At 34.3% G+C, this 24,626-nt stretch carries 15 protein-coding genes; 8 read left to right on the top strand and 7 right to left on the bottom strand.

The genetic code is table 11. The annotated features are described in order from the left end of the window. The first annotated feature begins 6 nt into the window (after positions 1 to 6). The 4 genes from IR010_RS13800 to IR010_RS13815 all read left to right on the top strand — a co-directional run bounded on the left by IR010_RS13800 (position 7) and on the right by IR010_RS13815 (position 4,133). Entirely contained in the window at positions 7 to 882 is an 876-nt protein-coding gene (locus IR010_RS13800) for a LytR/AlgR family response regulator transcription factor (RefSeq protein WP_194604641.1), read from the top strand. 174 nt (positions 883 to 1,056) lie between these two features. Beyond that, complete coding sequence (locus tag IR010_RS13805; RefSeq protein ID WP_029270984.1) at positions 1,057 to 1,296, top strand: hypothetical protein; 240 nt, start codon at positions 1,057 to 1,059, stop codon at positions 1,294 to 1,296. Positions 1,297 to 1,597: 301 nt separating this feature from the next. Next, positions 1,598 to 3,445, top strand: a complete 1,848-nt coding sequence (locus IR010_RS13810; protein WP_317174474.1) for an ATP-binding protein — start codon at positions 1,598 to 1,600, stop codon at positions 3,443 to 3,445. Further along, positions 3,435 to 4,133 (top strand): response regulator transcription factor, encoded by a 699-nt coding sequence (locus IR010_RS13815; RefSeq protein WP_029270980.1) that lies wholly within the window; start codon positions 3,435 to 3,437, stop codon positions 4,131 to 4,133. The genes IR010_RS13810 and IR010_RS13815 overlap by 11 nt, the downstream gene beginning before the upstream one ends. 85 nt (positions 4,134 to 4,218) lie before the next feature. On the opposite strand, the gene thiL is transcribed toward IR010_RS13815, so the two are convergent. Next, positions 4,219 to 5,265: a thiamine-phosphate kinase gene (gene thiL, locus IR010_RS13820; RefSeq protein ID WP_029270978.1), complete on the bottom strand. Its 1,047-nt coding sequence runs from the start codon at positions 5,263 to 5,265 to the stop codon at positions 4,219 to 4,221. Between the two features lie 107 nt (positions 5,266 to 5,372). Next, complete coding sequence (locus IR010_RS13825) at positions 5,373 to 9,431, bottom strand: T9SS type B sorting domain-containing protein (protein WP_194604647.1); 4,059 nt, start codon at positions 9,429 to 9,431, stop codon at positions 5,373 to 5,375. Between the two features lie 187 nt (positions 9,432 to 9,618). Between IR010_RS13825 and IR010_RS13830 the strand changes: the two genes are divergently transcribed. Both IR010_RS13830 and IR010_RS13835 read left to right on the top strand, forming a co-directional pair. Beyond that, positions 9,619 to 10,551 carry a 1-phosphofructokinase family hexose kinase gene (locus IR010_RS13830; RefSeq protein ID WP_194604649.1) on the top strand — a complete coding sequence of 311 codons (933 nt, stop codon included), beginning with the start codon at positions 9,619 to 9,621 and terminating at the stop codon, positions 10,549 to 10,551. Positions 10,552 to 10,675: 124 nt separating this feature from the next. Then, positions 10,676 to 11,164 (top strand): DinB family protein, encoded by a 489-nt coding sequence (locus IR010_RS13835; protein WP_029270972.1) that lies wholly within the window; start codon positions 10,676 to 10,678, stop codon positions 11,162 to 11,164. Between the two features lie 64 nt (positions 11,165 to 11,228). Here the strand turns inward: IR010_RS13835 and IR010_RS13840 are convergent, their stop codons facing one another. Continuing rightward, the gene (locus IR010_RS13840) at positions 11,229 to 12,188 is read right to left on the bottom strand and encodes a helix-turn-helix transcriptional regulator (RefSeq protein WP_029270970.1); all 960 of its coding nucleotides are present in this window, start codon (positions 12,186 to 12,188) and stop codon (positions 11,229 to 11,231) included. Between the two features lie 130 nt (positions 12,189 to 12,318). Here IR010_RS13840 and IR010_RS13845 point away from each other — a divergent pair, with 130 nt between their 5' ends. After that, entirely contained in the window at positions 12,319 to 12,813 is a 495-nt protein-coding gene (locus IR010_RS13845) for a hypothetical protein (RefSeq protein ID WP_029270968.1), read from the top strand. 47 nt (positions 12,814 to 12,860) lie between these two features. Here IR010_RS13845 and IR010_RS13850 read toward each other — a convergent pair whose 3' ends face one another. The 4 genes from IR010_RS13850 to IR010_RS13865 all read right to left on the bottom strand — a co-directional run bounded on the left by IR010_RS13850 (position 12,861) and on the right by IR010_RS13865 (position 20,989). Then, a complete protein-coding gene (locus tag IR010_RS13850; RefSeq protein ID WP_194604652.1) occupies positions 12,861 to 17,387 on the bottom strand; it encodes a fibronectin type III domain-containing protein in 4,527 nt (1,508 codons plus the stop codon). Between the two features lie 169 nt (positions 17,388 to 17,556). Then, a complete protein-coding gene (lepA, locus tag IR010_RS13855; protein ID WP_029270966.1) occupies positions 17,557 to 19,353 on the bottom strand; it encodes a translation elongation factor 4 in 1,797 nt (598 codons plus the stop codon). A gap of 162 nt (positions 19,354 to 19,515) precedes the next feature. Continuing rightward, the gene (locus tag IR010_RS13860; protein ID WP_157494980.1) at positions 19,516 to 20,229 is read right to left on the bottom strand and encodes an NUDIX hydrolase; all 714 of its coding nucleotides are present in this window, start codon (positions 20,227 to 20,229) and stop codon (positions 19,516 to 19,518) included. A gap of 43 nt (positions 20,230 to 20,272) precedes the next feature. Then, positions 20,273 to 20,989, bottom strand: a complete 717-nt coding sequence (locus IR010_RS13865; RefSeq protein WP_194570195.1) for an NUDIX hydrolase — start codon at positions 20,987 to 20,989, stop codon at positions 20,273 to 20,275. A gap of 534 nt (positions 20,990 to 21,523) precedes the next feature. Here IR010_RS13865 and IR010_RS13870 point away from each other — a divergent pair. Beyond that, positions 21,524 to 24,616 carry a SusC/RagA family TonB-linked outer membrane protein gene (locus IR010_RS13870; RefSeq protein ID WP_194604655.1) on the top strand — a complete coding sequence of 1,031 codons (3,093 nt, stop codon included), beginning with the start codon at positions 21,524 to 21,526 and terminating at the stop codon, positions 24,614 to 24,616. The last annotated feature ends 10 nt before the right edge of the window (positions 24,617 to 24,626 follow it).

Raw genomic sequence — 24,626 nt, forward strand, 5'->3', positions numbered from 1 at the left:
AAAAAATTGAAAAAATATTCGTACATTATTATTGACAATGACGCTGAAAGTGTTTTGAAAACCAGAATCGTTGCAGAAGGTTTCTCAGAATTGACTTTTATAGCATCTGCTACGAATTACCTTCAAGGTTTAAATTTAGTTTTGGAACATCGGCCGTCCTTTGTTTTTCTCGAAGTTGATCCTGAAAATTCTTTAAGTAATTTGTCATTGGCATTTATTGGCGAATTATATCGATATCTGGCTATTATTCCTAAAATAATAATTACTACAACCAAAAAAGATTTTGCTTTCGAAGCTATTCAGTACAGCGTTTTTGATTATATCATAAAGCCTTTAACCCACATTGATCTACTCAAAACACTTCTCAAATTAGATAAAATACTTGTTGAGTCAAAAAATACAAACATTACTGCAGTTTTGCCTGAAACTATTGTTCCTCAAGAAATTGTTTCTATAGTCGAAAATCCTGTTTTAAAAGAAGAAATAACACCAACTATTATTAGAGAAGTACAAATAACTCAGGAGGCCGAAAAACCGCTTATTATTTGTGTAAAATCATATGGCGATTATCGCTATATGAATGCGGCTGATATCTGCTATTTTCAAGCCGATAATAATTCGACAGATATTTATTTGAGTTCTGGCGAAATGGTTACTGCTTTTAAAACTTTAAAACATTTTGAAATTGTATTATCTCTACCTTTTGTAAGAATTCACAATAGTTATATTATCAATCAAAATTATATTTCTAGAATTCACCACGGGAACTCAGTTTGTTACATAAAAAACTCTCCAAAAAAGATCCCTTTTTCAAAGACCTACAAATCAAATATCGATTTAATTATTGCTGATTTCGCAGCGGGAAACTACTTAGAGGTCTAAAAATTAGATATTTACACAGATTTGACGCTCATTGACTATCATTTGGGCATGATCTACCATAAAGCCAATTTTTCGTATAAATTTTTTTTGATTCTGGAGTTAGTTTTACACCATGATTCGCACAAGGCGATCAACTCCAAAAACAAAAAATCACATTTAATACCCCCCAGGAACATGAAAAAAACAGCTTTAACAATCGGATTATTTTCTTTAGTAGTAGTAGCAACATCTTTTGCTAACCCAACAATAAATTCAGCAACAAGTTCATATAATGAAGAAGGTGTAATAACTGGACAAAATCAAGGAAGAAAACTTGATTTTCATTCTAATGGTAATCAACTAAAAAATAATAATCAATCTGAAGGATTTCGTCAAGATAGACAATCATTAGGGAATACTATAAAACTTGACTAATAATACAAGTTTACTATAACAAAAAAAGGCTCTCAAATTTTGAGAGCCTTTTTTTGTGTCTTTACTTTTAGTATTTTTGATGAAATTCATTAAAATATTGAGAAAAGCCTGTCAAATATTATTAGTTCTGCTTGTATTTAGCTGTACCAAGAAAACTGATCTAAATAAAGAAATAACTTCTTCAGAGGATAGTCTTTCAACATACCTATCATTGGCTAATGATATTAATTTGTCTTATGACTACAAGCAAAAATATAACCATAAAGCTTTTTCTATTGTTAGCAATCAAGAAAATGATTCAATGAATAGAGTTAATCTTTTTAAAATTGCTAATCGATATTATAATATGAATGATTTAAAATCATATCAGCAAATATCACATTTAGTCCTAGAAAGATCCAAAAGTGCAAAAGATTCTGTTAGCACAGCAAAAGCTTATACTTATTTGGGAGATTATTATAGTTCTGAAGGAATCGCAGATAGTGCTTTTTTGTTTTTTTTTAGAGCTCAAAAAATCTATTTGCAAATTAATGATGATTATAATTTAGCAAAAGCATTCTTAAGCAAAGCAAGCCTTCAGTACAACGAAGGAGATTTTTTTGAAAGTGAAATTGCTGTTTTTAAAGCATTAAGTATTTTAAAAAAACAAAAGAATGTTAATGATTTACTTTATGAGTGTTATAATCTTTTAGGCATATTATATAGCGACAGAGAAGAATATACAAAATCATTAGAATTTCATAATAAAGCTTTAGAAGTTTTAAATGATAATTCTATACCATCAGAACTTCAGCTAAGAGCAACTTCGTTAAATAATATAGGATTTGTTTATATCAGTATGCGCGATTATGAGCAGGCCAAAAAATATTTTCAACGCGGATTAAAGGAAAAAAATCTTTTTAAGGAAAAGGTAGTTTTATATGCCATGTTATTAGATAATTTGGCGTATTCCAAATTTAAATTAAAAGAATCAGACGGACTTCCTGATCAGTTTTTTAAAGCTTTGCGAATAAGAGACAGTCTGGGATTAAAATCTGGAATAATCTCAAATAAGATTCACTTGTCTGAATACTTTGCTTTTAAAAGAGATACTTTTAGAGCAATTCAATTTTCAAAACAAGCATTAATTTTAGCCAGAAATTCAAATAAAATAGGGAATACGATAGATGCTCTTAAACAAGTTGCAATTGTTGACCCAAGAAATGCTTCGACTTATTCAAAGGAATACATTCGATTAAATGAAAAAATGCTGAAATCAGAACGCAAAATGGGAGAGAAATTTTCCCGTATTGAATATGAAACAAACGAAATAAAAGATCAAAATTCGAATTTGCAGGAAAAGAATAAAACATTAGTATATGTTTTTAGTATTTGTACATTAGCGGGGTTATTTTTCTATGTATACAAAACACAGCAGGCAAAGAATCGTGAATTGCTTTTTAAACAGCAACAGCAGATTGCCAATGAAGATATTTATAATTTGATGATCTCGCAGCAAAATGACATCGAGCTGACTCGTATAAAAGAGAAGAAAAAAGTTGCGCAAGAGCTTCATGATGGTGTTTTGGGCCGAATGTTTGGCGTGAGAATAAGTTTAGACAGTTTAGATAAAATAGATGAAGCGCAGGCAGCTCCAAAAAGAAAAAAATACTTAACAGAACTTAAACACATAGAAGAAGATATACGAGAAATTTCGCATGATTTAAATAGAGAAAAATCAGAATTAATTAATAATTTTGTGGCAATTTTGTCGAAACTGTTTGAAAATCAGCAGAACACGTACGATTCAGAATTAATTACAAAATTTGATTCTCATATAAAATGGGAATTGGTCAGCAATGCTGTTAAAATTAATTTATACAGAATAGTGCAGGAAGCGCTTCAAAACTGTAATAAATATGCTAAAGCAAATATTATCAGGGTTGAATTTAAAAGCGAGATAGATCATTTGGTTTTATCTATTCTGGATGATGGTATAGGTTTTAATACAAAAAGAACCAAAAATGGTATAGGATTGCATAATATTCAATACAGAGCGACAGAATGTAAGGGTACAGTTACGATAAAATCTGCCAAAGGAGAAGGAACACTTCTAATAGTTAAAGTCCCAATAGATCAAAAAATTAACCTGCATAATAATGACATTTGACCTTACAGCCTCATCTTCGCAAACAATTAAGCGAAATATTCTAATCGTAGATGATCACCCTTTTATTATTGAGGGATATAAAAATGCAATTACGCGGTATAATCCAAAAGAGTATGACTTTGTTATTTCGCAAGCTTACGACTGCAGATCTGCCTATGATTTGCTTGAAGATGAAGCAACTCCAAATTTTGATATTGCTTTTCTAGATATCAGTATGCCAGCATATGAAGAGAAAGAGCTTTATTCTGGAGAAGATTTGGCAAAGCTTATCATGAAAAAAATGCCATATTGCAAGATTATCTTGCTAACAATGTATACAGAACTTCTTAAGATAAAAACAATTATCAGAACCATTCAGCCCAATGGACTGATCATAAAAAATGATCTCACTTTTGATGAGTTGCTTTTTGCTTTTGATAAGGTAATTAAAAACGAAAAATATTACAGTCAGTCTGTTGTAAAAATGCTGAATCAATCACCTCATAATTCAATTGAAATTGATCAGTTTGATAAACAGATTTTATTTCATTTGTCAAAAGGAACGAAAGTTGAAGAAATGTCTCAATACATTCCTATTTCCTTAAACGCAATCGAAAAGCGCAGAATCAATTTAAAAGAACTTCTTAAAATAAAATCCGGCTCTGATGAAGAATTGGTAAAAGAAGCAAAAAGCAAAGGGCTTTTCTAAATATAAAATTTCAGATAAAAAAATTCCAAATTCCAATGTATAATAGTATTGGAGTTTGGAATTTTTTTATTTGAAATTTTTAAAACTACTCACTCAAAGCATCCCAGCCTCTTGCTTTTAGAGCAATTTTTGTATTAGCACGGGTTACCAAATGAATTCCCTCGCTTTCATCTGCCATGTGGCCGATAATTGAGAAGTTTGGATTTCCTTTTATTTTGTCAAAATCGTTAATATCGATTGTGAATAGTAATTCATAATCTTCGCCGCCATTAATAGCAACTGTTGTACTGTCAATATTAAACTCTTCGCAAGTCGAAATAAATTGCGGATCTAAAGGCAGTTTATCTTCATATAAATTACATCCCACTTTAGACTGTTTGCACAAATGAATAATTTCTGATGATAATCCGTCAGATATATCAATCATAGAAGTTGGTTTTATCTCAAGCGCGTGCAATAAAGTACGAACATCTTTTCTTGCTTCCGGTTTCAACTGGCGCTCGATTAAATAACTGTACATATCTAAATCGGGCTGACTGTTAGGATTTACCTGAAAAACCTGTTTTTCTCGTTCTAAAACCTGTAATCCCATGTAAGCAGCACCGATATCTCCGGTAACAACTAATAAGTCAGTTTGTTTAGCTCCATTTCGGTATACGATTTCATCTTCGTTAGCCTCACCAATTGCGGTAATGCTGATAATTAATCCTTTTTGAGACGAGGTAGTGTCTCCTCCAATAACATCAACTTTATATTCTTTTGCGGCGTGTGTAATTCCTTCAAATAATTCTTCTAAAGCTTCTAGAGGAAAACGATTAGAAACGGCAACAGAAACAGTTATTTGCGTTGGTTTGGCATTCATTGCACAAATATCAGACAGATTTACAACTACTGATTTATAACCTAAATGTTTTAAAGGCATATAAGCTAAATCAAAATGAACACCTTCGATTAGCAAATCTGTAGAAACAACTGCTTTTTTATCTTTGAAATCAAGAACTGCTGCATCATCACCTATACTTTTTAAAGTAGATTCCTGAGTAACATCAAAATTTTTGGTTAAATGTTCAATTAAACCAAACTCGCCTAATTGCGCTATACTGGTACGTTGCGGATTTTTATCTTCGATCATTATTTTAAGTTCCAAAAGTTATTTAGCTGCAAAGGTACAAAGTTGATAGTTTAATAGCTATAATTATCAGATAAAGGATAATTTCATTAAACCACGGCATCAAATAATTACCTTTTTAAAGTGAAATGAGATTTAAATATTTGAGACACGCCGTTTTGGGTATAAAAAGCTTGAAACCAATAATCACTGGAAGGAAGCGGACTTCCATTGTAATTACCATCCCATCCAGGTCCAGAAGGTTTGAGCTGTTTTAGGAATTTACCATAGCGGTCGAAAATATTTATTACTGCGTCAGGCTGAAAAGCGAGATCTGTAATGTTCCAAGTATCATGAAAACCATCGTTGTTTGGAGTGAAAAACTTAGGATATTTTAGAACGTTGGCAATTAAAATTTGATCATCACAATTTCCTTTTATGTCTTTAATTGTAATAACATGCTCTCCGGAATCAACATCCGAAAAAACATTGCTGGTTTGAAAACTGCCATCATCTAATTGATATTCGTATGTTCCAAATCCATTTGTTAAGTTTACAATTATATCGATATTATCTTCAAAAGCATCGGTAACAGTAACGGTTGCAATTGCCGGACTTGATTTTTCGACGATAACTGTGGTTGTGCTATAACCGCAATCGTCACCAATATTAGGTGTAATTTTAGTACTTACAACGGTATAAGTTCCTTCTTTGATGGCTGTATAAGCTGGTCCCGTGCTTATTTTACTGCCTTCTAAAAACCAGTCAACGGTATAAATATTCGAGTTAAGTCCGGAATCTAATTGTACCGGGCTCAGTAAAATTCCGGTTTGGTAATCGACACAAATTATGCCGCCATTTATTGGCAAATCTTTTAAAGGGTAAATCGTAATATTAAAATCATCTTGAGAAGCACAAGTCTGATTTGTCGCTGGAAAAGCATAGATATACATTTTTTGGTTGGTCTTTATTTGTTGACCAGCAAAATATTGCGTTCCTGTCGCACTTGGTCCGCTATAGTAATAACTTCGAATCGGTAAGGGAGGCAATGTGTAGCTTTCACAAATGGCAACATCAGGTGTACTGACCAGTATGGGCGTTATAGAAATGGTAACAGAAAAGCTCTTTTCGCTCGTGCAAGTCGATCGCGTTCCCACAATCGCATAAACATAGATTGTCTGTGAGGAAGTTAAAACAGTTCCCGCTGGAATAATGGGACCTTTGCCTCCAGGCTGTGAAAAATAATTGCCTAAATTTAATGGTGGAAGAGTGTAGCTGTCGCAAACATTTATATTTTCGAAAGTTCCAACATCTATTCCGTTGGCATTGATTTTAAAAAAAGTTTCATTAGTGCACGTTTTAAAATCAGGCCATTCATTATAAATATAAACAGTTTGAGTTGTTTTTATGCTTGTTCCTTCAGCAATTTGAGTTCCCAAACCATTTGGGCCTCCTGTAGCGGTGTAGTATTGACCATTTTTCAATACAGGCAGTTTAAAATCTGCACAGGTAACGACATCAGTAAAACTATCAACTGGGGGAAGCTTTCTAATTTCGACAATAAAACTATGTTCATTATTGCATTCTGTTCCAACGGAATAAACATAGATGGTTTGTGTTGAAGTGATTATGTCTCCAGCTTTTAACGAATTTCCTCCGCCATTTGTACCAGTAAAATAATTGCCATTTATCAAGGGAGGCAAAATATAACTTTTGCATTCAAGCCTATTGCTAGGCATATCGACCAAAGGCAAGGGTTTTATGGTAATGTCATATTTAAGGTTATTTGTACAATTGTTAGAAGTTGTAGTGGCGACATAATAATAAACGGTTTGTGAGGTGGTAATAATGGTTTCAGAAGGAATGTTTTTTCCTTGTCCACCAGGACTATCATAATAACCTCCTATTTCAACTGCTGGCAAAGTGTAGCTGCCGCATTGCGTAATTGGAACAAAGATTGAAGAATCAACAATATCAATTTTAAAAGAATGTTCATTGGTACACCTTCCGTCATTTGCAAAAACAAATAAGGTTCGGCTTGAAGTTATATTCGTTCCAGCATTCAATAAAGTTCCACCGCCACCAGCTGCAGTGTAATAATTTCCATTAACTAAAGAAGGCAGTGTATACGAATCGCAAGTCACTACATTACTTGGTTTGTCTATCGGTGGCAGGGGATGAACAATAAATGGCACAGCTTCGTCACGACAAACTGATCCATTAAATACGGCATAATAATAAATGGTCTGATCAGTAGTAAATAATGTGCCGTTTGGAATAGGATCTCCCCGGCCACCAGGTTCGGTAAAAAAACCGCCCGCAGCTACTCGGGGAACAATGTATGCTCCACAAGCTTCTTTTGCAAATGAGAGTTCATAAACTAAGGTTACATTAAAGTAATTCTCATTGGTACAATTATTACTAGTTGAACCACTGTATATGTAATATACTCCAGTTTTTGTAATAACATCTCCAGCATTCAATTTGGTTCCCGTTCCGCTTGGACCAGTATAATAATTTCCAAAAGTGATTGGCGGCAATGTATAACTGTTGCAGGCAATAACATCTGGAAGAGCATCTACATTCGGAAGCGAATTAATTATGATATCGAAATTTACTATAGTATAACAAACTGAGCTCGAAATATTTTGAACTCGAACCCAGATGGTTTGTGGTGATTGAGCTAAAGAAGTAATAAAGACGGTTGGATTTGGTATACTGTTCCTGCCATTGTTTGCATCTGTTTGGCTTGTGTAATATATAATTTTATAATCTGATGGATTTAATCCATTTAAGATAGCCGGTTCTTGAACAGTCAAATCAACTCGTACTCTTCCTGAATTGGTATCACAAACACTCAAGTCTGGCGGTTTTACAACGTTGATTGGAGCGGTCACCAACAAATCAAATGAGATTAGATTATTGCAAAACGTATTTCTATTATTAACTGGTACCGCTTTTATGTATATAGTTTGATTGCCAGAGCTGGTAAAAGAGTTCAATTGATTTTCTGGTATTATTGGGCCGTTTGCATTGGCAGCAGTCAAAGAAGCAAAATAATAAAGTGAATATTCTGCCGGATTAACACCTAAGACAGTCGCATTATTTTGAGTTAGGTCATATTGGTAGATACCGTTTTCGGTATAGCAGGCAATCAAATTCTTAGGAGGTTTAATCGCCAAATCGCTAATCACGACTTCATCTTTTATAACGCAGCCAGAAAGTGTTGCCGTAACGCCATAAGTTCCGGCTTTATCTAGCGTTAAAGAACTGCTTGTTTCTCCAGGAATAACGGTTCCGTTTAAAGTCCAGATATAGGTATAATTCCCGATAAGTCCTGATTGAAGTGTGATTTTTTCGCCTTGACAAATATTTCTGTCTGGACCCAAATCCATATTGGTCATAAAACTGCCCCCTTTTATAAAAACTGCAGAATCATAATTGCTGTCATTGTAATCGCCAATTGCCAGTTTGATGCTGTAAGTTCTATTTGGAATTACAGTTGACGAAGCCATTAGAACTTTGGTCTCACCTCTCATATTTATGGCCGAATTTGCTGGATTATTTACGTTATAATGGTCAAATAAATTGGCATTGGCAGATAAACAGGAAGAATTATATTGTTGATCTCTAATATTCTTGACTGAAACAGGCGTATTTGTTCCCGGAACTACAGCAAGATTAGTGGTAGTTCCTGTAGTTAAATCAGTCAGTATAAATGCAAAAACATCGCTGAAACCACATTGAAATTCGCCATATTCATTCGAAGCAAAAAGAAACTCAAAACTAAAATTACTCGATAAAGGCGTAAAATCAAACTGAACAAAACTTACATCTGTGATCGGAACAATTTGTCCGTTGCTGTCACTGATAACCTGCAGATCGCTGTCATTGGCAGTATTCAATTGACTGCTTTCATTATTGCCAGTATAGTTTCCTTCGGTATATTTGGCGATTCCATTACGAATAATGATTCCTTCTGAAATGGGAAAGTTAGGATTCGTACTTGTAAATTTACCAATGCCCAGATGTGATGAGAACTTGAAGTTATTTTCGTTGGCACAGGCATTCTGCATTAATTCTTCGCGAATCAGTTCAGGTATAGTCAAAGTTGTAGTGTCGACAACGATCCCCTGTGACAAAGATATAGTCGAATAAAATAATAAAAGAAGAAATAGAGTTGCTCTCATAATTCTTATTTTTATTAATTGGGGTTATTAAAGATACGAATGATTTTATTTTTAATACCATGAATGTCAGTTTTTTATGATTTATTTCGTTAAGATTAATTATTTGTCCAAAAGTGATTATCGGTTTTAATTTTAGTAAATTGCATATACATCTCATAAATAGAAACCATTTTCACAATAAAAAAATATGAAATCATTTGATATAGTTACCTTGACCGTAAACCCTTCCGTAGATAAGAGCACACATTTCTCTGGTTTAATTGCTGAGCAGAAAATTAGATGCAAAGACCCTCAGTTTGATGCTGGAGGCGGTGGTATAAACGTTTCAAAAGCAATTTCTCGCTTGCGCGGAAGTTCTCTTGCTGTCTTTACTTCTGGCGGACCTGTAGGAGAAATGCTTAAAGATTTGGTTAAAAAAGAAAAAATTGATTTTGAAGTTATTGAAACGGAAACGGCAACAAGAGAAAATTTTATTGCTGTTGATGATCATACAAATTCGCAATATCGTTTTGGATTTTCGGGCGATGTTTTAGCTGATGTTGAGGTTGAAAAGATTTTAAAAACCATTTCAGAATTAAAACCTAAGTTTTTGGTGGCAAGTGGCAGTTTGAACGAAGGTTTATCTGATGATTTTTATCAAAGAGTGGCTGAAATTGCTAAAAAATCAAATTCTAAATTAGTCGTTGATACTTCCGGAGAAGCCTTGAAGAAAGTTTTAGAAACGGGTGCTTATCTTATAAAACCAAATGTTGGAGAACTCGCAAAATTAGTAGGAGTAGAGCGCCTTGAAATGGAAGAAGTAAACGATGCCGCAAAAAAAATAATTGCCAAAGGCGGAGCAGAAATTGTCGTAGTTTCACTCGGGCCTCAAGGTGCAGTTCTGGTTACTAAGGACAGTTACGAATATGTACCTGCGCCAAATGTTGCTAAAAAAAGTACTGTGGGAGCAGGAGACAGTATGGTTGGGGGCATAGTTTGGGCATTATCTCAAAATAAAGATTTGAAAGAAGTAATTCGATGGGGTGTTGCCTGTGGATCAGCCGCGACCATGAATGAAGGAACGCAATTATTTAAATTTGAAGATGCCAACCGTTTGTTTGAATGGCTGAAGAATAAATAAATTTAATTGTTAATTATGAATTGTGAGTTTAGGAAATAAAGTAAAATATTTTTTCCTGCTGACAAACTGTTGTCACCGACCCTCAATAATTTTGAAGTATTAAACAAATTAAAACTTTAAAATCATGAAAACATTAGAAGCACATGCACAAGTAATCAGTTCAGAAGATTTATTAAAACACTGGCAAGGACACCGCGCACTTACACGCCGAATTATCGAAGTTTTTCCGGAGAAGGATTTTTTTGAATTTTCGATTGGCGGAATGAGACCTTTTGCAAAATTAGTAGATGAACTTTTAGCAATTGCAGTTCCGGGCTTAAAAGGAATTGTAAATAAAGAAATTAAAGCTTTTACCGAAGAGGAATCGGAAAAATTGATTTTTAAAGCGCAATATCTTGAAAAATGGGACGAAGCAACTTTAGAAATTAATAAATATTGGGAAAAACTGTCGGTTGAGGATTTTAGTGAAACTTTTAATCTGTTTGGTCAATACGAATTTCCTGTTATACAGAATATATTATATTTTATTGATAATGAAGTACATCACCGCGGACAAGGATATGTGTATTTAAGAGCTTTAAATATTGAGCCTCCTTTTTTCTGGGAAAGATAAAACCTTAGAATTTATAACAAAAAACTCCTAAAAGATGAAATCAAATTCTTCTCTAGGAGTTTTTTTATAAAAGTCTTTTTCGATTAACCTCCAACAATTCTAAAGTTCTAGTTTTAAGTCTTTCCGGTTCTAAGATTTTAGCGTAATCTCCAAACATTAAAAACCACCGTGGAAAACCGCTTTCTATATCTCTGCACATAAAGGTCATTTCGATTTGTCCGTTTACTTCTTTTTCAGAAACATATCCATGATATTTTTGTTCATAACGAAGGTAACAGGCAATTTTTTTATCGACTAAAATGCGAACTTTTGTCGTTGGTATCGTTTCTGTTTTCGTTAAATATGTTTCTAAAGAATCGTGTTCTATTGTAAAATCGTAATCTGTTTTTTGAATTCCCTGAATTCTATCGGTTCTAAATTGGCGATAATCTTTCCTCAAATGACAATATCCTAAAAAATACCAATTATTGTTATCATGAAAAACACCAACAGGCTCAATATTTCTATTGCTCGCTTCTTCGGCTTCCAAGGTTTTATAAGTTAAAAGAACTTGCTTTTTCTCCGCAATACTTTCAAACAAAACGGCTAAAGTATTAGGAGAACTGTCATTAAACATGGGTTCGGCAGTTTGCATAACTACTCTCGATTCAATATTCGAAAGCCAATCTTTATCCGTACTTCTTAAAACCGATTTGAGTTTATACATGGCAGAAGCGTAATGTGACCCAAGAGATGGATCAGTGAATTTCTGCATTAATTTCTCTGCAGCAATAAAACTGCTCACTTCTTCGCGCGTAAACATAACTGGAGGCAATCTATAACCTTCCATTAAAGCATAACCCACTCCGGCTTCACTGTAAATAGGAACTCCGGAAGCTTCAAGAGTTCGAATGTCCCTGTAAATAGTTCTCAAACTACAATCAAAACGATCAGCCAATTCCTGAGCTTTTACAATTTTTTTAGATTGTAATTGAATCAGAATGGCGACAATTCGATCAAATCGTTTTGGGGTTTCGTCGAGCATGATTTTTTTTGAGGGTTGAGAGGTTCAAAGATACAGAGTTTTTAATGTGGAAATAAAAAGAAAGTCTTTAATAATTAATTCAAAATGCTATTTTTGAATAAATATGACAAATAAGTTTTAATGAAAATATATGATAGAAAATTACACTTTTAATGAAACTCACACACGATTTGAACCTCTTAACAATAAATGTACTTATTGCGGAGAAGCAGAAATGAAAAGTATTAATGATTGCTGTTTTGTATCTCTTTATGCAATTAATGACAGAACAAACCTTATTGTCTACAGATCTGTAAAATATGCAGCAATCACGATTGGAGTACCACGATGTTCCTCTTGTAAAAAAATCCATATTTCGACGCAAAGCAAAGCAAATTGGGTTAGTCTCGGGATATCTGCATTTGTTTTAGTTTTTATCATTTACTTATTTTTTGGTTTTAATCCTTTCTCAATTGTCTTTGGGCTTTTTGGAATTTTTATTGGCGCAGTTTTATTGGCTCCAAAATTAACGGAGACATATACGAGTAATCAAGGAATCTATACAATGAAAGATGGTGCTGAAACAAACCAATTTATTCATGATCTAGTTATGTCTGGCTGGTCTTTTACCAAGCCATCAGCATAAATAAAAAACCTCGCTGTTTGCGAGGTTTTTATCTTATTTGAAAATTTTTATTTCTTTATAAATTTCTTGAAAACTGATTTTTCTCCATCATTCAATTCTATAATATAAATTCCTGAGCCAATTCTGCTAATATTAATGCCAGCTTCATCAACTTTGCCTTCATCAATATTTTGACCAACTACATTAGTTATCTTGTATGTTGCTGTTTTATTTTCAGGAATTCTGACAAACAATTTATCATGAGCTGGATTTGGATGCAAAATATAACCAAGATTCTTTGAAGTGTCATGATCTTCGACAGAAAGATTTGATTGGATATTTACAGTATAATCTTCGACTTCTCCCAAAGCAAATGTTTCGCAACTGGCAGGAGTTCCGTTTTGTTTCATAGAAATCCTCATTCTTGTCGATCCGTTGACAGCAGTATTTGGAATTGTAAAATTACCTGTTACAGCTGTTGAAGTTACCAGAGCTGAACTCCAAATTAATTCATTGGCATCCTCAAAATCTTTATCTCCATTTAGGTCAATCCAAACAGCAAACACATTTGATTTGCCGTTTGAAGTCCAAGTTTCTATAGTAATCGTATTGCTTTGACCCTTTGCTAAATTTGTAGATATTGTCGTGAAGTCAGAATATCCTCCAATTCCTCCTTTTGTTGTATTGTCTATTGAGTTTAAGAGTACTTTATTAATGTGTCCTTTTTCTGTATCTGTTCCAGCAGAAGTACAATATAAAATTTCTTTATCGGTAGTTACAGTTACAGTATTACTCGCATCAGATAAATTTTTTGCCCTGTCTTTTGCTTTAACGGTAAATAAATAATCCCTTCCTAATGTTAGATTTTTAACGGTATAAGTTGTTGTTGTAGACGTTGCAATCAGCGTATTATCAATATAAATTTCATAACTGGTTACACCTACATTATCTGTAGAAGCTGTCCAAGTTAAGATTGTTGTTGTTCCGTTAGTTGTCGCAGTAAGATTTTTTGGTGCTGTTGGAGGCGTTGAGTCTTCCGGTAAAGTATCTACTATAACATTTTTGCTGGCGTCAGATAAATTTCCGTCAGCATCTTTTGCTTTTACAGTAAACGAATACCTTTGTTCTGCTATTAAATTCGTAAAAGTATAAGTCGTATTTGTTGTTGTAGCAAAAAGAACATTATCCAGATAATAAATGTTATAGCCGGTAACTGCAATATTATCTGTCGAAGCTGTCCATGATAAAGTAGTTCCTGATTTTGTAGTGTTAGAGGCTATAAGATCTGTTGGCGCAGTTGGAGGCGTTACATCCTGGCCCAGAGTGGTTATCATTAATTTAGTACTAGCTTCAGAAACATTTCCCGCTTCATCTTTGGCTTTTACAGTAAAAGTATAAATTGAGTTTGATTTTAAATTTGAAACATTGTAAGTTGTTGTAGATATTGTTTCAAGTAAAGAGTAATCCTTATAAACCTCATAACTAACAACGCCTACATTATCTGTTGATGCTGTCCATGATAATATTGTTCCTGTTTTTGTGGTATTGCTTGCGGTAAGATTTAATGGAGGTGTTGGAGCCATTATATCAGCCGCCAAGGTAGTCACTAAAGCAGTGTTGCTTTCTAAAGAGCTGTTTCCAGTATAATCTTTAGCTTTTACAGTAAACGAATAAGCGGTTTGCGAATTCAAGCCTGTAACTATATATTCTGTATTAGAGGTACTTGCTGTAAGAATACCATTCTTATAAATTTCGTAAGTGGCAACGCCAATATTGTCTGTCGAAGCTTTCCAGGACAAATTAGCTGTGAATGACTTGATGTTCGATGCTGTTAGGTTTGTGGGTGCAGTTGGAGCTTCAAATTCTACTATTGGTTTTTTAATAGTGACTGAATAATCTTCAACCTCTCCATAAGGAAATTTTTCGCATGATGTTGGAATTCCATTTTGCTTCATGGCAATTCTTAGCCTTGTTTTTCTCGGAGTTACAGTAGTAGGAATCGTAAAATTTGCAACAGCATCAAAGTTTAGGGTTGAGATATTTTTGTATGTTGAACTCCATACCAATTCACCTTCATCATCAAAATCTTTATCATCATTAAAGTCAATCCAAATTGCAAATCCATTAGATTCAGTTTGTGGACTGCTTTTATAAATTGTTGTAATAATAGAGGTTTCCTGCCCGGGAGTTATTGAAGCGGTGTAAATCGTAACATCTTCATAGCTGGATGAACCAGAAAAGTGAGTGACTGCTCCAAAATCAACATTTGAAATGTAGTCTTTTTTTCCAATTGTTGCCCCAGGAATGCAGTATTTTAGCAATGCGACAGTTTGAATTGTTAGCGTACCGCTTTTAGAAGTGTAGGAATCATCATTAAGGACAGCCTCAACAATAAACGAATATGTTTTCTCACTTTCCAATCCAGTTACATTAAAAGTTGTTATGTTGCCATCAACTGTGCCAATTTTTTGACCATCTTTATAGATTATGTAAGATGTTATAGGTGTGCCATTTTTCGATGGTGTCCATGTTAGCGTTGCTGATGAGGTTGTAATTTCTGTTGCCGTTAGATCTGTCGCAGGCAGTGGAGCGGGACCATAGTTTAAGGTAGTGCCTTTAATACTATCACTCATTGGCGATTTATTTGATGCTTCGTCAACTGCTTGTACCGTAACGGTATAATCTCTATTTGGACCAAGACTTTTGATCGTGAAATAAGGATTTTTCGTTGAGCCAAAGGATTGATTGGTAAGCGACCCGTACGATAGATAAATATAGTAAGTTATATCGCCACTGCTTACTGAGGGACTCCATGAGATGTCAATTTTAGTAGCACTTACATCCGTAATCTTTAAATTTGTTGGAACACTAGGATTTGGAGCTCGTAGTGTTTTAATAAATACAGGAGTGCTAGACTTCGAGACTGTCCCGTCAGATTTTTTTGCTTTTACTGTAAATAAATAGGCTCTTAATTGCATTAAACCAGTAACGGAAAAATTGGTGGTTTGCGAATTTCCAATCAAAACATCTTCCTTGTAAATTTCATAGCCAACAATATCTGCTGTATTTGCAGGCGCGAGCCATGCTAAATCAGTTGTTGTCCAAGTAGTACCTGACGCGACTAGATTTGTTGGTGGTGAGGATGCATTAGGATCATTAGAGGAATTTATAATATTTACAGTATAATCAAAAGTGTGTCCATAATTGTAAGTGCCAGTGTAATCTCCACAAGGATAAGGAATGCCAACAGCATCACCTTGAGTTGTTACTCTCATTCTAGTTTCTCCACTAATTGCGCTTTCAGGAACTAGAAAAGTACCTATTACCGGTGAAGTTGTAGTAACTTCTTGATTCCAAATCAATTCTCCAGGATCATTAAAATCAAAATCTTTATTGTAATCGATCCAAACAGCATAACGTTGACCAAACTGAGTTTGACCGCTAATATATTCAGTTGCAGTAAGGGTAATACTATATGATATTCCTTTCTTTAAATCTGTAGTCGGCGACGTACTGTTGCCACTTTGTGATGCATCTTGTTTGGTGTCAAGAGAGCCAACTTGTACTCTGCTTATAGACATAGGTATAGAGCTGCTAAAGCCTGTAGAAACACAATAAGCAGGAATAGGAGGTGCTGTAGTTACAGTAATTACGGCGCTTAAAGGAGATGTATTTCCGGCAGCATCTTTTGCTGTTATTGTAAAAGAATACTTTGTATTGGCTTGTAATAGTGTGGCATTAAAATTAGCCGATGTTGATGTACCAGCAAGATAGCCATCTTTAAAAATCTCATACGAAGTAACCCCTCTGTTATCTGTTGATGGAATCCACGATAAATTTATAGATGTTGGGTTAATTTCCGTAGTAATTACACTAGGTGTTGTTGGTGGCAGCGTATCTACAGTTTCAAATAAAACAGCAACACTTTTCTGAGAAACATTTCCGGCAGCATCTCTGGCTTTTACTGTAAAAGTGTAAATGTTGTTTGGGACTAAACCTGTAACGGTAAAGTTTGTGGTAGTTGAAGTTCCAACAAGCAAACTGCCACCTTGATAAATATCGTAAGCAGCCACAGCATCATTATCTTTTGAAGCTGCCCATGATAAATTGATACTCGTAGCAGTTGCTCCTGAAGCTGTTAATTTGGTTGGTATAGTTGGCTCCGTTATGTCTAGCGTTTTAATCGAAAGTGAAACACTTGCAACTGAAACGTTTCCCGCGGCATCCTTGGCCCTTATTTTAAAACTAGTACTATAATTTGAAGATAAAGGAGTAACAGTAAAAGATGTTGCCGTTGAATTTCCCATAAGTATATTGACTCCCTGATAAATGTCATAAGACACAACACCTACATTATCTATAGCAGCTGTCCAAGATAAAGTTACACTTGATGCTGTAATTTGTGTTGCCACTAAATTTGTAGGAGCGGTTGGAGCTTCTGTATCTGCAATTGAATGAGAAAAGGAATTTTCTATACTGGAAAAAATGCGTAAATCAGAAATAATAGATTTAGTTCCTGCATTCGCAAATATTGGTGTTAGAAGTGAAATAAACAAAATAATTTGCAATCTAGCTTTAAGTAAAGTTTCTATCATATGGTATCGTTAATTAGTAGAGTAAATCTATTGCTTTTTACTTATAAAAAAAATAGTATTAAATTTTTTGAATTGAAATAATTTGAGAGCAGTAAAAAACCCGACAACTTTCGTCATCGGGTTTTATCTCTATTCTATTCTCTTTATTCTTTCTTCTAAAAATAAAAATCTAGTCGTTCAATTTCAAAACAGCCATAAAAGCTTCTTGCGGAATCTCAACGTTTCCTACTTGTCTCATACGTTTTTTACCTTTTTTCTGTTTTTCCAGCAATTTACGCTTACGCGAAATATCTCCCCCGTAACATTTTGCGGTAACGTCTTTACGAAGTGCTTTAATCGTTTCACGAGCGATAATTTTTGCTCCAATTGCAGCTTGAATCGGAATGTCAAATTGTTGTCTCGGAATCAATTCGCGTAATTTCTCGGTCATTTTTTTACCAATGTTGTAAGCGTTGTCTTCGTGAATCAAGGCTGAAAGTGCATCAACAGTCTGTGCATTCAAAAGAACATCCAGTTTTACCAATTTTGAAGTCCTCATTCCGATAGGAGAGTAATCAAAAGAGGCATAACCTTTAGAAACGGTTTTTAAACGATCGTAAAAATCGAATACAATTTCGGCCAGAGGCATATCAAAATTCAATTCAACTCTTTCTGTAGTCAAATAAGTTTGATTTGTAATTTGACCACGTTTTTCAATACACAGGCTCATTACGTTTCCTACGAAATCAGCTTTTGTAATGATTGTGGCTTTAATATATGGTTCTTCAACTCTGTCTAAACGAGAAGGTTCAGGCAAGTCAGAAGGATTGTTTACTACAAACGCAGTTTCAGGATCTTTTTTGGTATAAGCCAAATACGAAACGTTAGGAACTGTAGTAATTACAGTCATATCGAACTCACGCTCTAAACGTTCCTGGATAATTTCCATGTGAAGCATTCCTAAGAAGCCACAACGGAAACCAAAACCTAACGCTGCAGAACTTTCAGGTGTAAAAACCAGCGAAGCATCATTCAATTGCAATTTCTCCATAGAAGAACGCAAATCTTCATAATCTTCCGTATCAACAGGATAAATTCCGGCAAAAACCATTGGTTTTACATCCTCAAAACCTGTAATCATATTAGTTGTTGGCGTTTTGGCATCTGTCAATGTATCACCAACTTTTACTTCTTTTGCTTCTTTAATTCCAGAAATTAAATAACCAACATCTCCAACAGAAATTACATTTTTCGGAACTTGATTTAGTTTTAAAGTTCCAATTTCGTCAGCAAAGTATTCATTTCCAGTGGCCATGAATTTAATTTTCTGTCCTTTTTTAATTTCTCCGTTTACAACTCTAAAGATTACCTCAATTCCACGAAACGGGTTATAAACCGAGTCAAAAATTAAAGCCTGTAATGGTTCGTCTTTATTTCCTTTAGGAGCTGGGATTTTTTCGATAATGGCAGCTAAGATATTCTCAACACCAAAACCTGTTTTTCCAGATGCGTGAATAATATCTTCTAATTTACATCCTAATAAATCGATAATATCATCACTAACTTCTTCAGGGTTGGCACTTGGTAAATCAACTTTATTTAAAACCGGAATAATTTCCAGATCATTCTCAAGAGCTAAATATAAGTTCGAAATAGTCTGCGCCTGAATACTTTGTGCAGCATCAACAATCAAAAGCGCACCTTCGCAGGCTGCAATAGATCTTGAAACCTCGTATGAAAAGTCAACGTGACCAGGAGTGTCAATCAAATTTAAAATATATTCTTCACCTTTATAAGTGTATTCCATTTGTATGGCGTGACTTTTAATGGTAATTCCACGCTCGCGCTCCAGATCCATGTTGTCAAGCAATTGTGCTTTTTCTTCACGAGCTGTAACGGTTTGTGTAGCGCCCAATAAGCGGTCTGCCAGTGTACTTTTACCGTGGTCAATGTGTGCAATAATGCAAAAGTTACGTATCTTCTTCATTTTAATATATCAATTCTCTTAACGAGTTTTAGTCTTTTCTGGGTATAAATTGCGCTATTGCAATTGCTTTAGTGCATGTTATTAAGGCGCAAAGATAGCGCAAAGTTTTGGATTCTGGAATGTTGAAGAGTGATAGTTAAATTCTGAAATTTAAAACGGCTTCTAAAACTCAAAATTAAAACCTTTTTCGGTCAGTTTTTTGTAAATATCGGGGTCAAATTTGTAGAGTTTTGCTGCTCTGTGCGAAACATCCTGCTGTTTTTCATCGAGCTCAACCAGTAATTTCATGTGCAGAATTTTTCTTCGGAAATTTGACTTGTCCAATTCAATTCCTAATATTTCTTCATAAAGATGCATTAGCTGCAATAAAGTAAATTTTTCTGGCAAAAGATTAAAACCAATTGGCGCTTGACGAACGCGATTTCGCAATTGCATTAAACTAAAGCCTAAAATTTCGTTATGATCAAATATTAAATCCGGAACATCATTGATTTTGTGCCATTTAGCTTCGATTACCGTTAAGCTGGCTTTAATATTATAATCTTCACGATTTACTAAAGTGTAATAGCCAATAGTAACTACTCTTCGTTCGCTTACACGATTTGGGTTCGTAAACGCTTTTAGTTGTTCTAAGTAAATATTATCTAGAGCGGTGAGTTCGTATAAAATTCGCTGTGCGGCGTCATCTGCACTTTCATCTTTTTTTAAGTATCCTCCCAAAAGTCCCCATTTTCCAATACTTTCTCCCTCGGCATGCTGTACTAAAAGTACTTCGAGGCTTGCTTTGTTAAATCCAAAAATAACGCAGTCAATCGTGATTCCGTCAACGGCTGGCTGTGGCATTTCTGCAGCTTTTTTGCTGTCTGGATTTAGCATATTTTTAGAAGCTGAAAATTTCATTATTGCTTACAGGCTGGGGTTAAAATTCAAAATTAAATCCTTTTTGTGTCAGTTTATTGTAGATCGCTGGGTCAAATCTGTATAGTTTTGCTGCACGGTGTGAAACATCCTGTTGTTTTTCGTCTAACGCAACTAATAACTTCATGTGCAGAATTTTTCTTCTAAAATTTGATTTGTCCATTTCGACGCCTAAAATTTCTTCATACAAATGCATCAATTGCAATAAAGTGAATTTTTCAGGCAAAAGATTAAAACCAAGCGGTGCTTGACGAACTCGATTCTGAAGATGTTTTAAGCTATAAGAAAGAATTTCATTATGATCATAAATTAAATCTGGAATAGTATTGATTCGATACCATTTAGCATCAGAAGCTGTAAAACCTGCTTTAATGTTATAATCTTCGCGTTTTACCAAGGCATAATATCCAATCGTAATAACGCGTCGAAGCGGGAAACGGTCTGGATCTCCAAACGCTTTTAACTGCTCCAGATAAATATTGTCAAGTCCTGTAAGTTCATTTAATAAACGGTGCGCAGCATTATCGGTGCTTTCTTTTTTATAAATCCAACCTCCCGGAAGTCCCCATTTTCCTTTACTGATTCCTTCTCCGTGCTGTACTAAAAGTACTTCTAAACTTCCTTTGTCAAAACCAAAAATAACACAGTCAATCGTGATCGCATTCATTGCGGTTTGCTCGCTTTTTAAAGCCGAATCGTCCTGTGCACTTTTAACCATTTGTTATCAAAATTTTGACAAATTAAATAAATAAAATGAATACTTGGTGTGATAAAACATTTATATTTTTTTTAACGAAATAATTTTCTGACAATCAGATACTTATCAAATTGTTGAAATTGACAACTTAAAATTAATTATCCTTAAATGATTGATTGTCAATTCTCTAAACTATTATTTTTTCAATATTTTTTATCTCAATTTAACGCAGTCTATTGAAATATCCATAATTATCATAGTTGTTTAATCGTAATAGCAAATTTTTTTGCCTAATATTTTGTTAATATGAAAAAATGTTTTACACTTGTAGTCAAATTAACCATAAGATAAATTCATTTTGACTATAACTTTTAAAATAGCAAATAATTCTTCACTTAAAAAAATAGGTCAGATACTGTTTTTGGAATTAAAAATGAAATCGTAGATGGAAATTTCAACTTGAAAAGGAAGACCGCTATTATAAAAATTAATTCGGATTTCAACAATTAGATTAAAAATAACTTAACTATAAATTTTAACCAATTCTTAATTATTATGAAAAGCAAATATTGTATTAAAACAACAATGCTTCCATTTTGTTTGGCGCTGTTGCTTAGCGTATTTATGATGCAGTCTGGTTTTGCTCAGGACCAGTCTAAATCAGTAAGTGGAAATGTAAAGTCGGCAGATGACGGTATGGGAGTTCCTGGTGCAACTGTTTTAGTACAGGGAACAAAAACGAGTACAGCAACTGATTTTGACGGAAATTTTAAAATAGAAGCAAAAACGGGCGACGTACTTGTATTTAGTTTTATGGGATATAAAACACAAAACATTACAGTTGGAACTCAAAAAATAATAACCGTTACGATGCAGGCTGAAACTGCTGAACTTAAAGAAATTGTTGTAATCGGATACGGAACACAAAAGAAAAAGGTAAATACAGCAGCAACTTCATTAGTTTCAGGTAAAGATATTCAGCAAGTAGCAAGTTTAGATGTTGTAAATGCTTTGCAAGGTCAGGCTTCTGGGGTTTCTGTTACTTCATCTTCAGGACAGCCAGGTGCTAATATGGTGGTAAATATTCGTGGCGCCGGAACTGCAGGAAACAGCGATCCGCTTTATGTAGTAGACGGTGTTGTGGTTGATAACGGAATCGGATATCTTGATCCTTCAGTTATCGAAAGGGTCGATGTTCTTAAAGATGCTTCTGCCGCTTCTATCTACGGAGCAAGAGCAGCAAACGGAGTTATTTTGGTTACAACCAAAAAAGGAAAAGACGGAAAAATGAATGTGTCATTCAATTCTTATACTGGTTTTCAGCAAGTTGCTAAAAAATTAGATTTGATGAATACCAAAGAATATACTACAATCATCAACGAAGCACGTGTTAATTCTGGATATACTCCATTATACACACCAGCTCAGGTTGCAGCATTGCCAAATCATGACTGGCAAGACGACTTGTTTAATGAAGGTGCAATGAAACAAAATCATTCACTTTTGATTACTGGCGGTGATAAAAAATCTACAATTGCTACTGGTTTGTCTTACTACGGACAAGAAGGTATGATTGGCGGTGTAAATAATCAGTCTCAATACGATCGTATTACTTTTAGCGTAAACTCAACTTCTGAAATTATTGAAAATCATTTGAAAATTGGTGAAAACTTCACTTTATCAAATATCAAAAGCAACGGAGTTGCTGATAAAGGAATTTACAGCAATGGTATCAGAAGCTTCTTAAATGCAGCTCCAGTTGATGCAGCTTACGATGCAAATGGAGATTTTGCTCATTCTATTATTTCTGCAGATGTCAGCAATCCGGTTGGATCATTGTATTACAACAACTTTAATCAAACAAAGGTAAATCGTTATGTTGGAAATATTTTTGCAGAATTGAAATTCGCAAAAGATTTTACTTTCAGAACTAGTTTTGGTGTTGATATGACAGACAGTAATTTCCGTTCATTCAGACCTGTTTATTCTCTTTCTTCAAATGATAATAATACGGTTTCAAGCGTTACTCAAAGTGGTACAAAAGCGATGGGATGGATTTTTGAAAATACGTTGCAATACAAATTCTCAATTAGCGACACACATAATTTTGATGTATTGGTAGGAACTTCTGCTAAAAAGAATACTTCAGATTATATGAGCGGTACAGGTAGAAACTTGATTTTTGATGATTTTGAACATGCGTATTTAAGTAATGCGAAAGATCAAACTTCTAATACAGTAGCAGGAAATCGTACAGATTATGCAATTCAGTCTTACTTCGGACGTTTGCTTTACGATTATAATAACAAATACTTATTCTCTGCAACCGTTCGTAGAGACGGTTCTTCAGAATTTGGTCCAAATAACAAATATGCCATTTTCCCATCTTTCTCTGCAGGTTGGAATTTAGATAAAGAAGCTTTTTTTAAAGAAAATGCAGTTTTAAATACATTTAAACTTAGAGCGAGCTGGGGACAAAATGGTAACGACCAGTTTGCTAGAAGATTTGCTTATATGTCTACGGTAAGTTCAACAGATAAAAGTTACCATTTTGGTACTGGAGATGAAACTTTGTTAGTAGGTTCTAGCCCTGATCAGCTTTCAGACCGTAACTTAAAATGGGAAACTTCAGAGCAGTTAGATTTCGGTTTTGATGCTGTTTTGTTCAAAAACTTTACTTTAACTTTTGATTACTACGATAAGAAAACAAAAGACTGGCTGGTTTTAGCTTCTATCCCAACTTATGCAGGAGCAACAGCACCTTATATTAATGGTGGTGATGTAAGCAATAAAGGATTTGAATTTGCACTTGGTTACCGCAAAAGTTTTGCAAAAGATTGGAATTTCGGAATTAATGCAAACCTTTCTGCAAACAAAAATGAAGTACTTCGAATTGCAAACAATGAAGGAATCATTCACGGAGAATCAAATGTATTGTTCCAAGGTTTAGATGAAATGAACCGTGTTGAGGTAGGAAAACCAATGGGTTATTTCTACGGATTAAAAACAGCGGGAATTTTCCAAAATGCAGCAGAAGTTCAAGCTGGCGTACAGCCAAATGCTTCGCCTGGAGATGTTCGTTTTGTTGATTTGAATGGAGACGGAAAAATCGATGCGAATGACAAAACTGAAATCGGAAATCCAAATCCAGATATTTCTTATGGTGTAAACATGGATCTTTCTTATAAAGCTTTTGATTTTTCTATCAATACTTACGGTGTTTCAGGAAGTCAAAACGTTTTCGGAATTCACGATGCAACTCGTGCCTACACAAATAATACAACAGAAGTTTTAAACAGATGGACTTCTGAAGGAACTTCTAATACGGTTCCAAGAGTAACTTACGGGACTGATCCTAACGGAAACTACACGAAATTTTCAGATTTATATGTTCAAGACGCTGATTTCTTCAGAATTAAGAACGCAACTATTGGATGTGATTTGACAAAATTAACAAACAAGTTAAGTTTCTTCAGCAAATTCAGATTGTATGTAGCAGGAAACAACATTTACACTTTTACAAAGTATAAAGGAATGGATCCAGAGATTGGTTTTGGAAACGTAAACCAAACTTGGGCAAAAGGAATTGATGTTGGATATTATCCACAGCCTAGAACATACATGATGGGTCTTAATGTTAACTTTTAATTTATGAAAA

The sequence above is a fragment of the Flavobacterium sp. MR2016-29 genome (genome assembly GCF_015350695.1).
Lineage (GTDB): Bacteria > Bacteroidota > Bacteroidia > Flavobacteriales > Flavobacteriaceae > Flavobacterium.

Coding starts and splice junctions, on each gene's coding strand:
- IR010_RS13805 (WP_029270984.1), top strand. CDS start 1,057: ATGAAAAAAACAGCTTTAACAATCGGATTATTTTCTTTAGTAGTAGTA.
- IR010_RS13810 (WP_317174474.1), top strand. CDS start 1,598: ATGAATAGAGTTAATCTTTTTAAAATTGCTAATCGATATTATAATATG.
- IR010_RS13815 (WP_029270980.1), top strand. CDS start 3,435: ATGACATTTGACCTTACAGCCTCATCTTCGCAAACAATTAAGCGAAAT.
- thiL (WP_029270978.1), bottom strand. CDS start 5,265: ATGATCGAAGATAAAAATCCGCAACGTACCAGTATAGCGCAATTAGGC.
- IR010_RS13825 (WP_194604647.1), bottom strand. CDS start 9,431: ATGAGAGCAACTCTATTTCTTCTTTTATTATTTTATTCGACTATATCT.
- IR010_RS13830 (WP_194604649.1), top strand. CDS start 9,619: ATGAAATCATTTGATATAGTTACCTTGACCGTAAACCCTTCCGTAGAT.
- IR010_RS13835 (WP_029270972.1), top strand. CDS start 10,676: ATGAAAACATTAGAAGCACATGCACAAGTAATCAGTTCAGAAGATTTA.
- IR010_RS13840 (WP_029270970.1), bottom strand. CDS start 12,188: ATGCTCGACGAAACCCCAAAACGATTTGATCGAATTGTCGCCATTCTG.
- IR010_RS13845 (WP_029270968.1), top strand. CDS start 12,319: ATGATAGAAAATTACACTTTTAATGAAACTCACACACGATTTGAACCT.
- IR010_RS13850 (WP_194604652.1), bottom strand. CDS start 17,387: ATGATAGAAACTTTACTTAAAGCTAGATTGCAAATTATTTTGTTTATT.
- lepA (WP_029270966.1), bottom strand. CDS start 19,353: ATGAAGAAGATACGTAACTTTTGCATTATTGCACACATTGACCACGGT.
- IR010_RS13860 (WP_157494980.1), bottom strand. CDS start 20,229: ATGCTAAATCCAGACAGCAAAAAAGCTGCAGAAATGCCACAGCCAGCC.
- IR010_RS13865 (WP_194570195.1), bottom strand. CDS start 20,989: ATGGTTAAAAGTGCACAGGACGATTCGGCTTTAAAAAGCGAGCAAACC.
- IR010_RS13870 (WP_194604655.1), top strand. CDS start 21,524: ATGAAAAGCAAATATTGTATTAAAACAACAATGCTTCCATTTTGTTTG.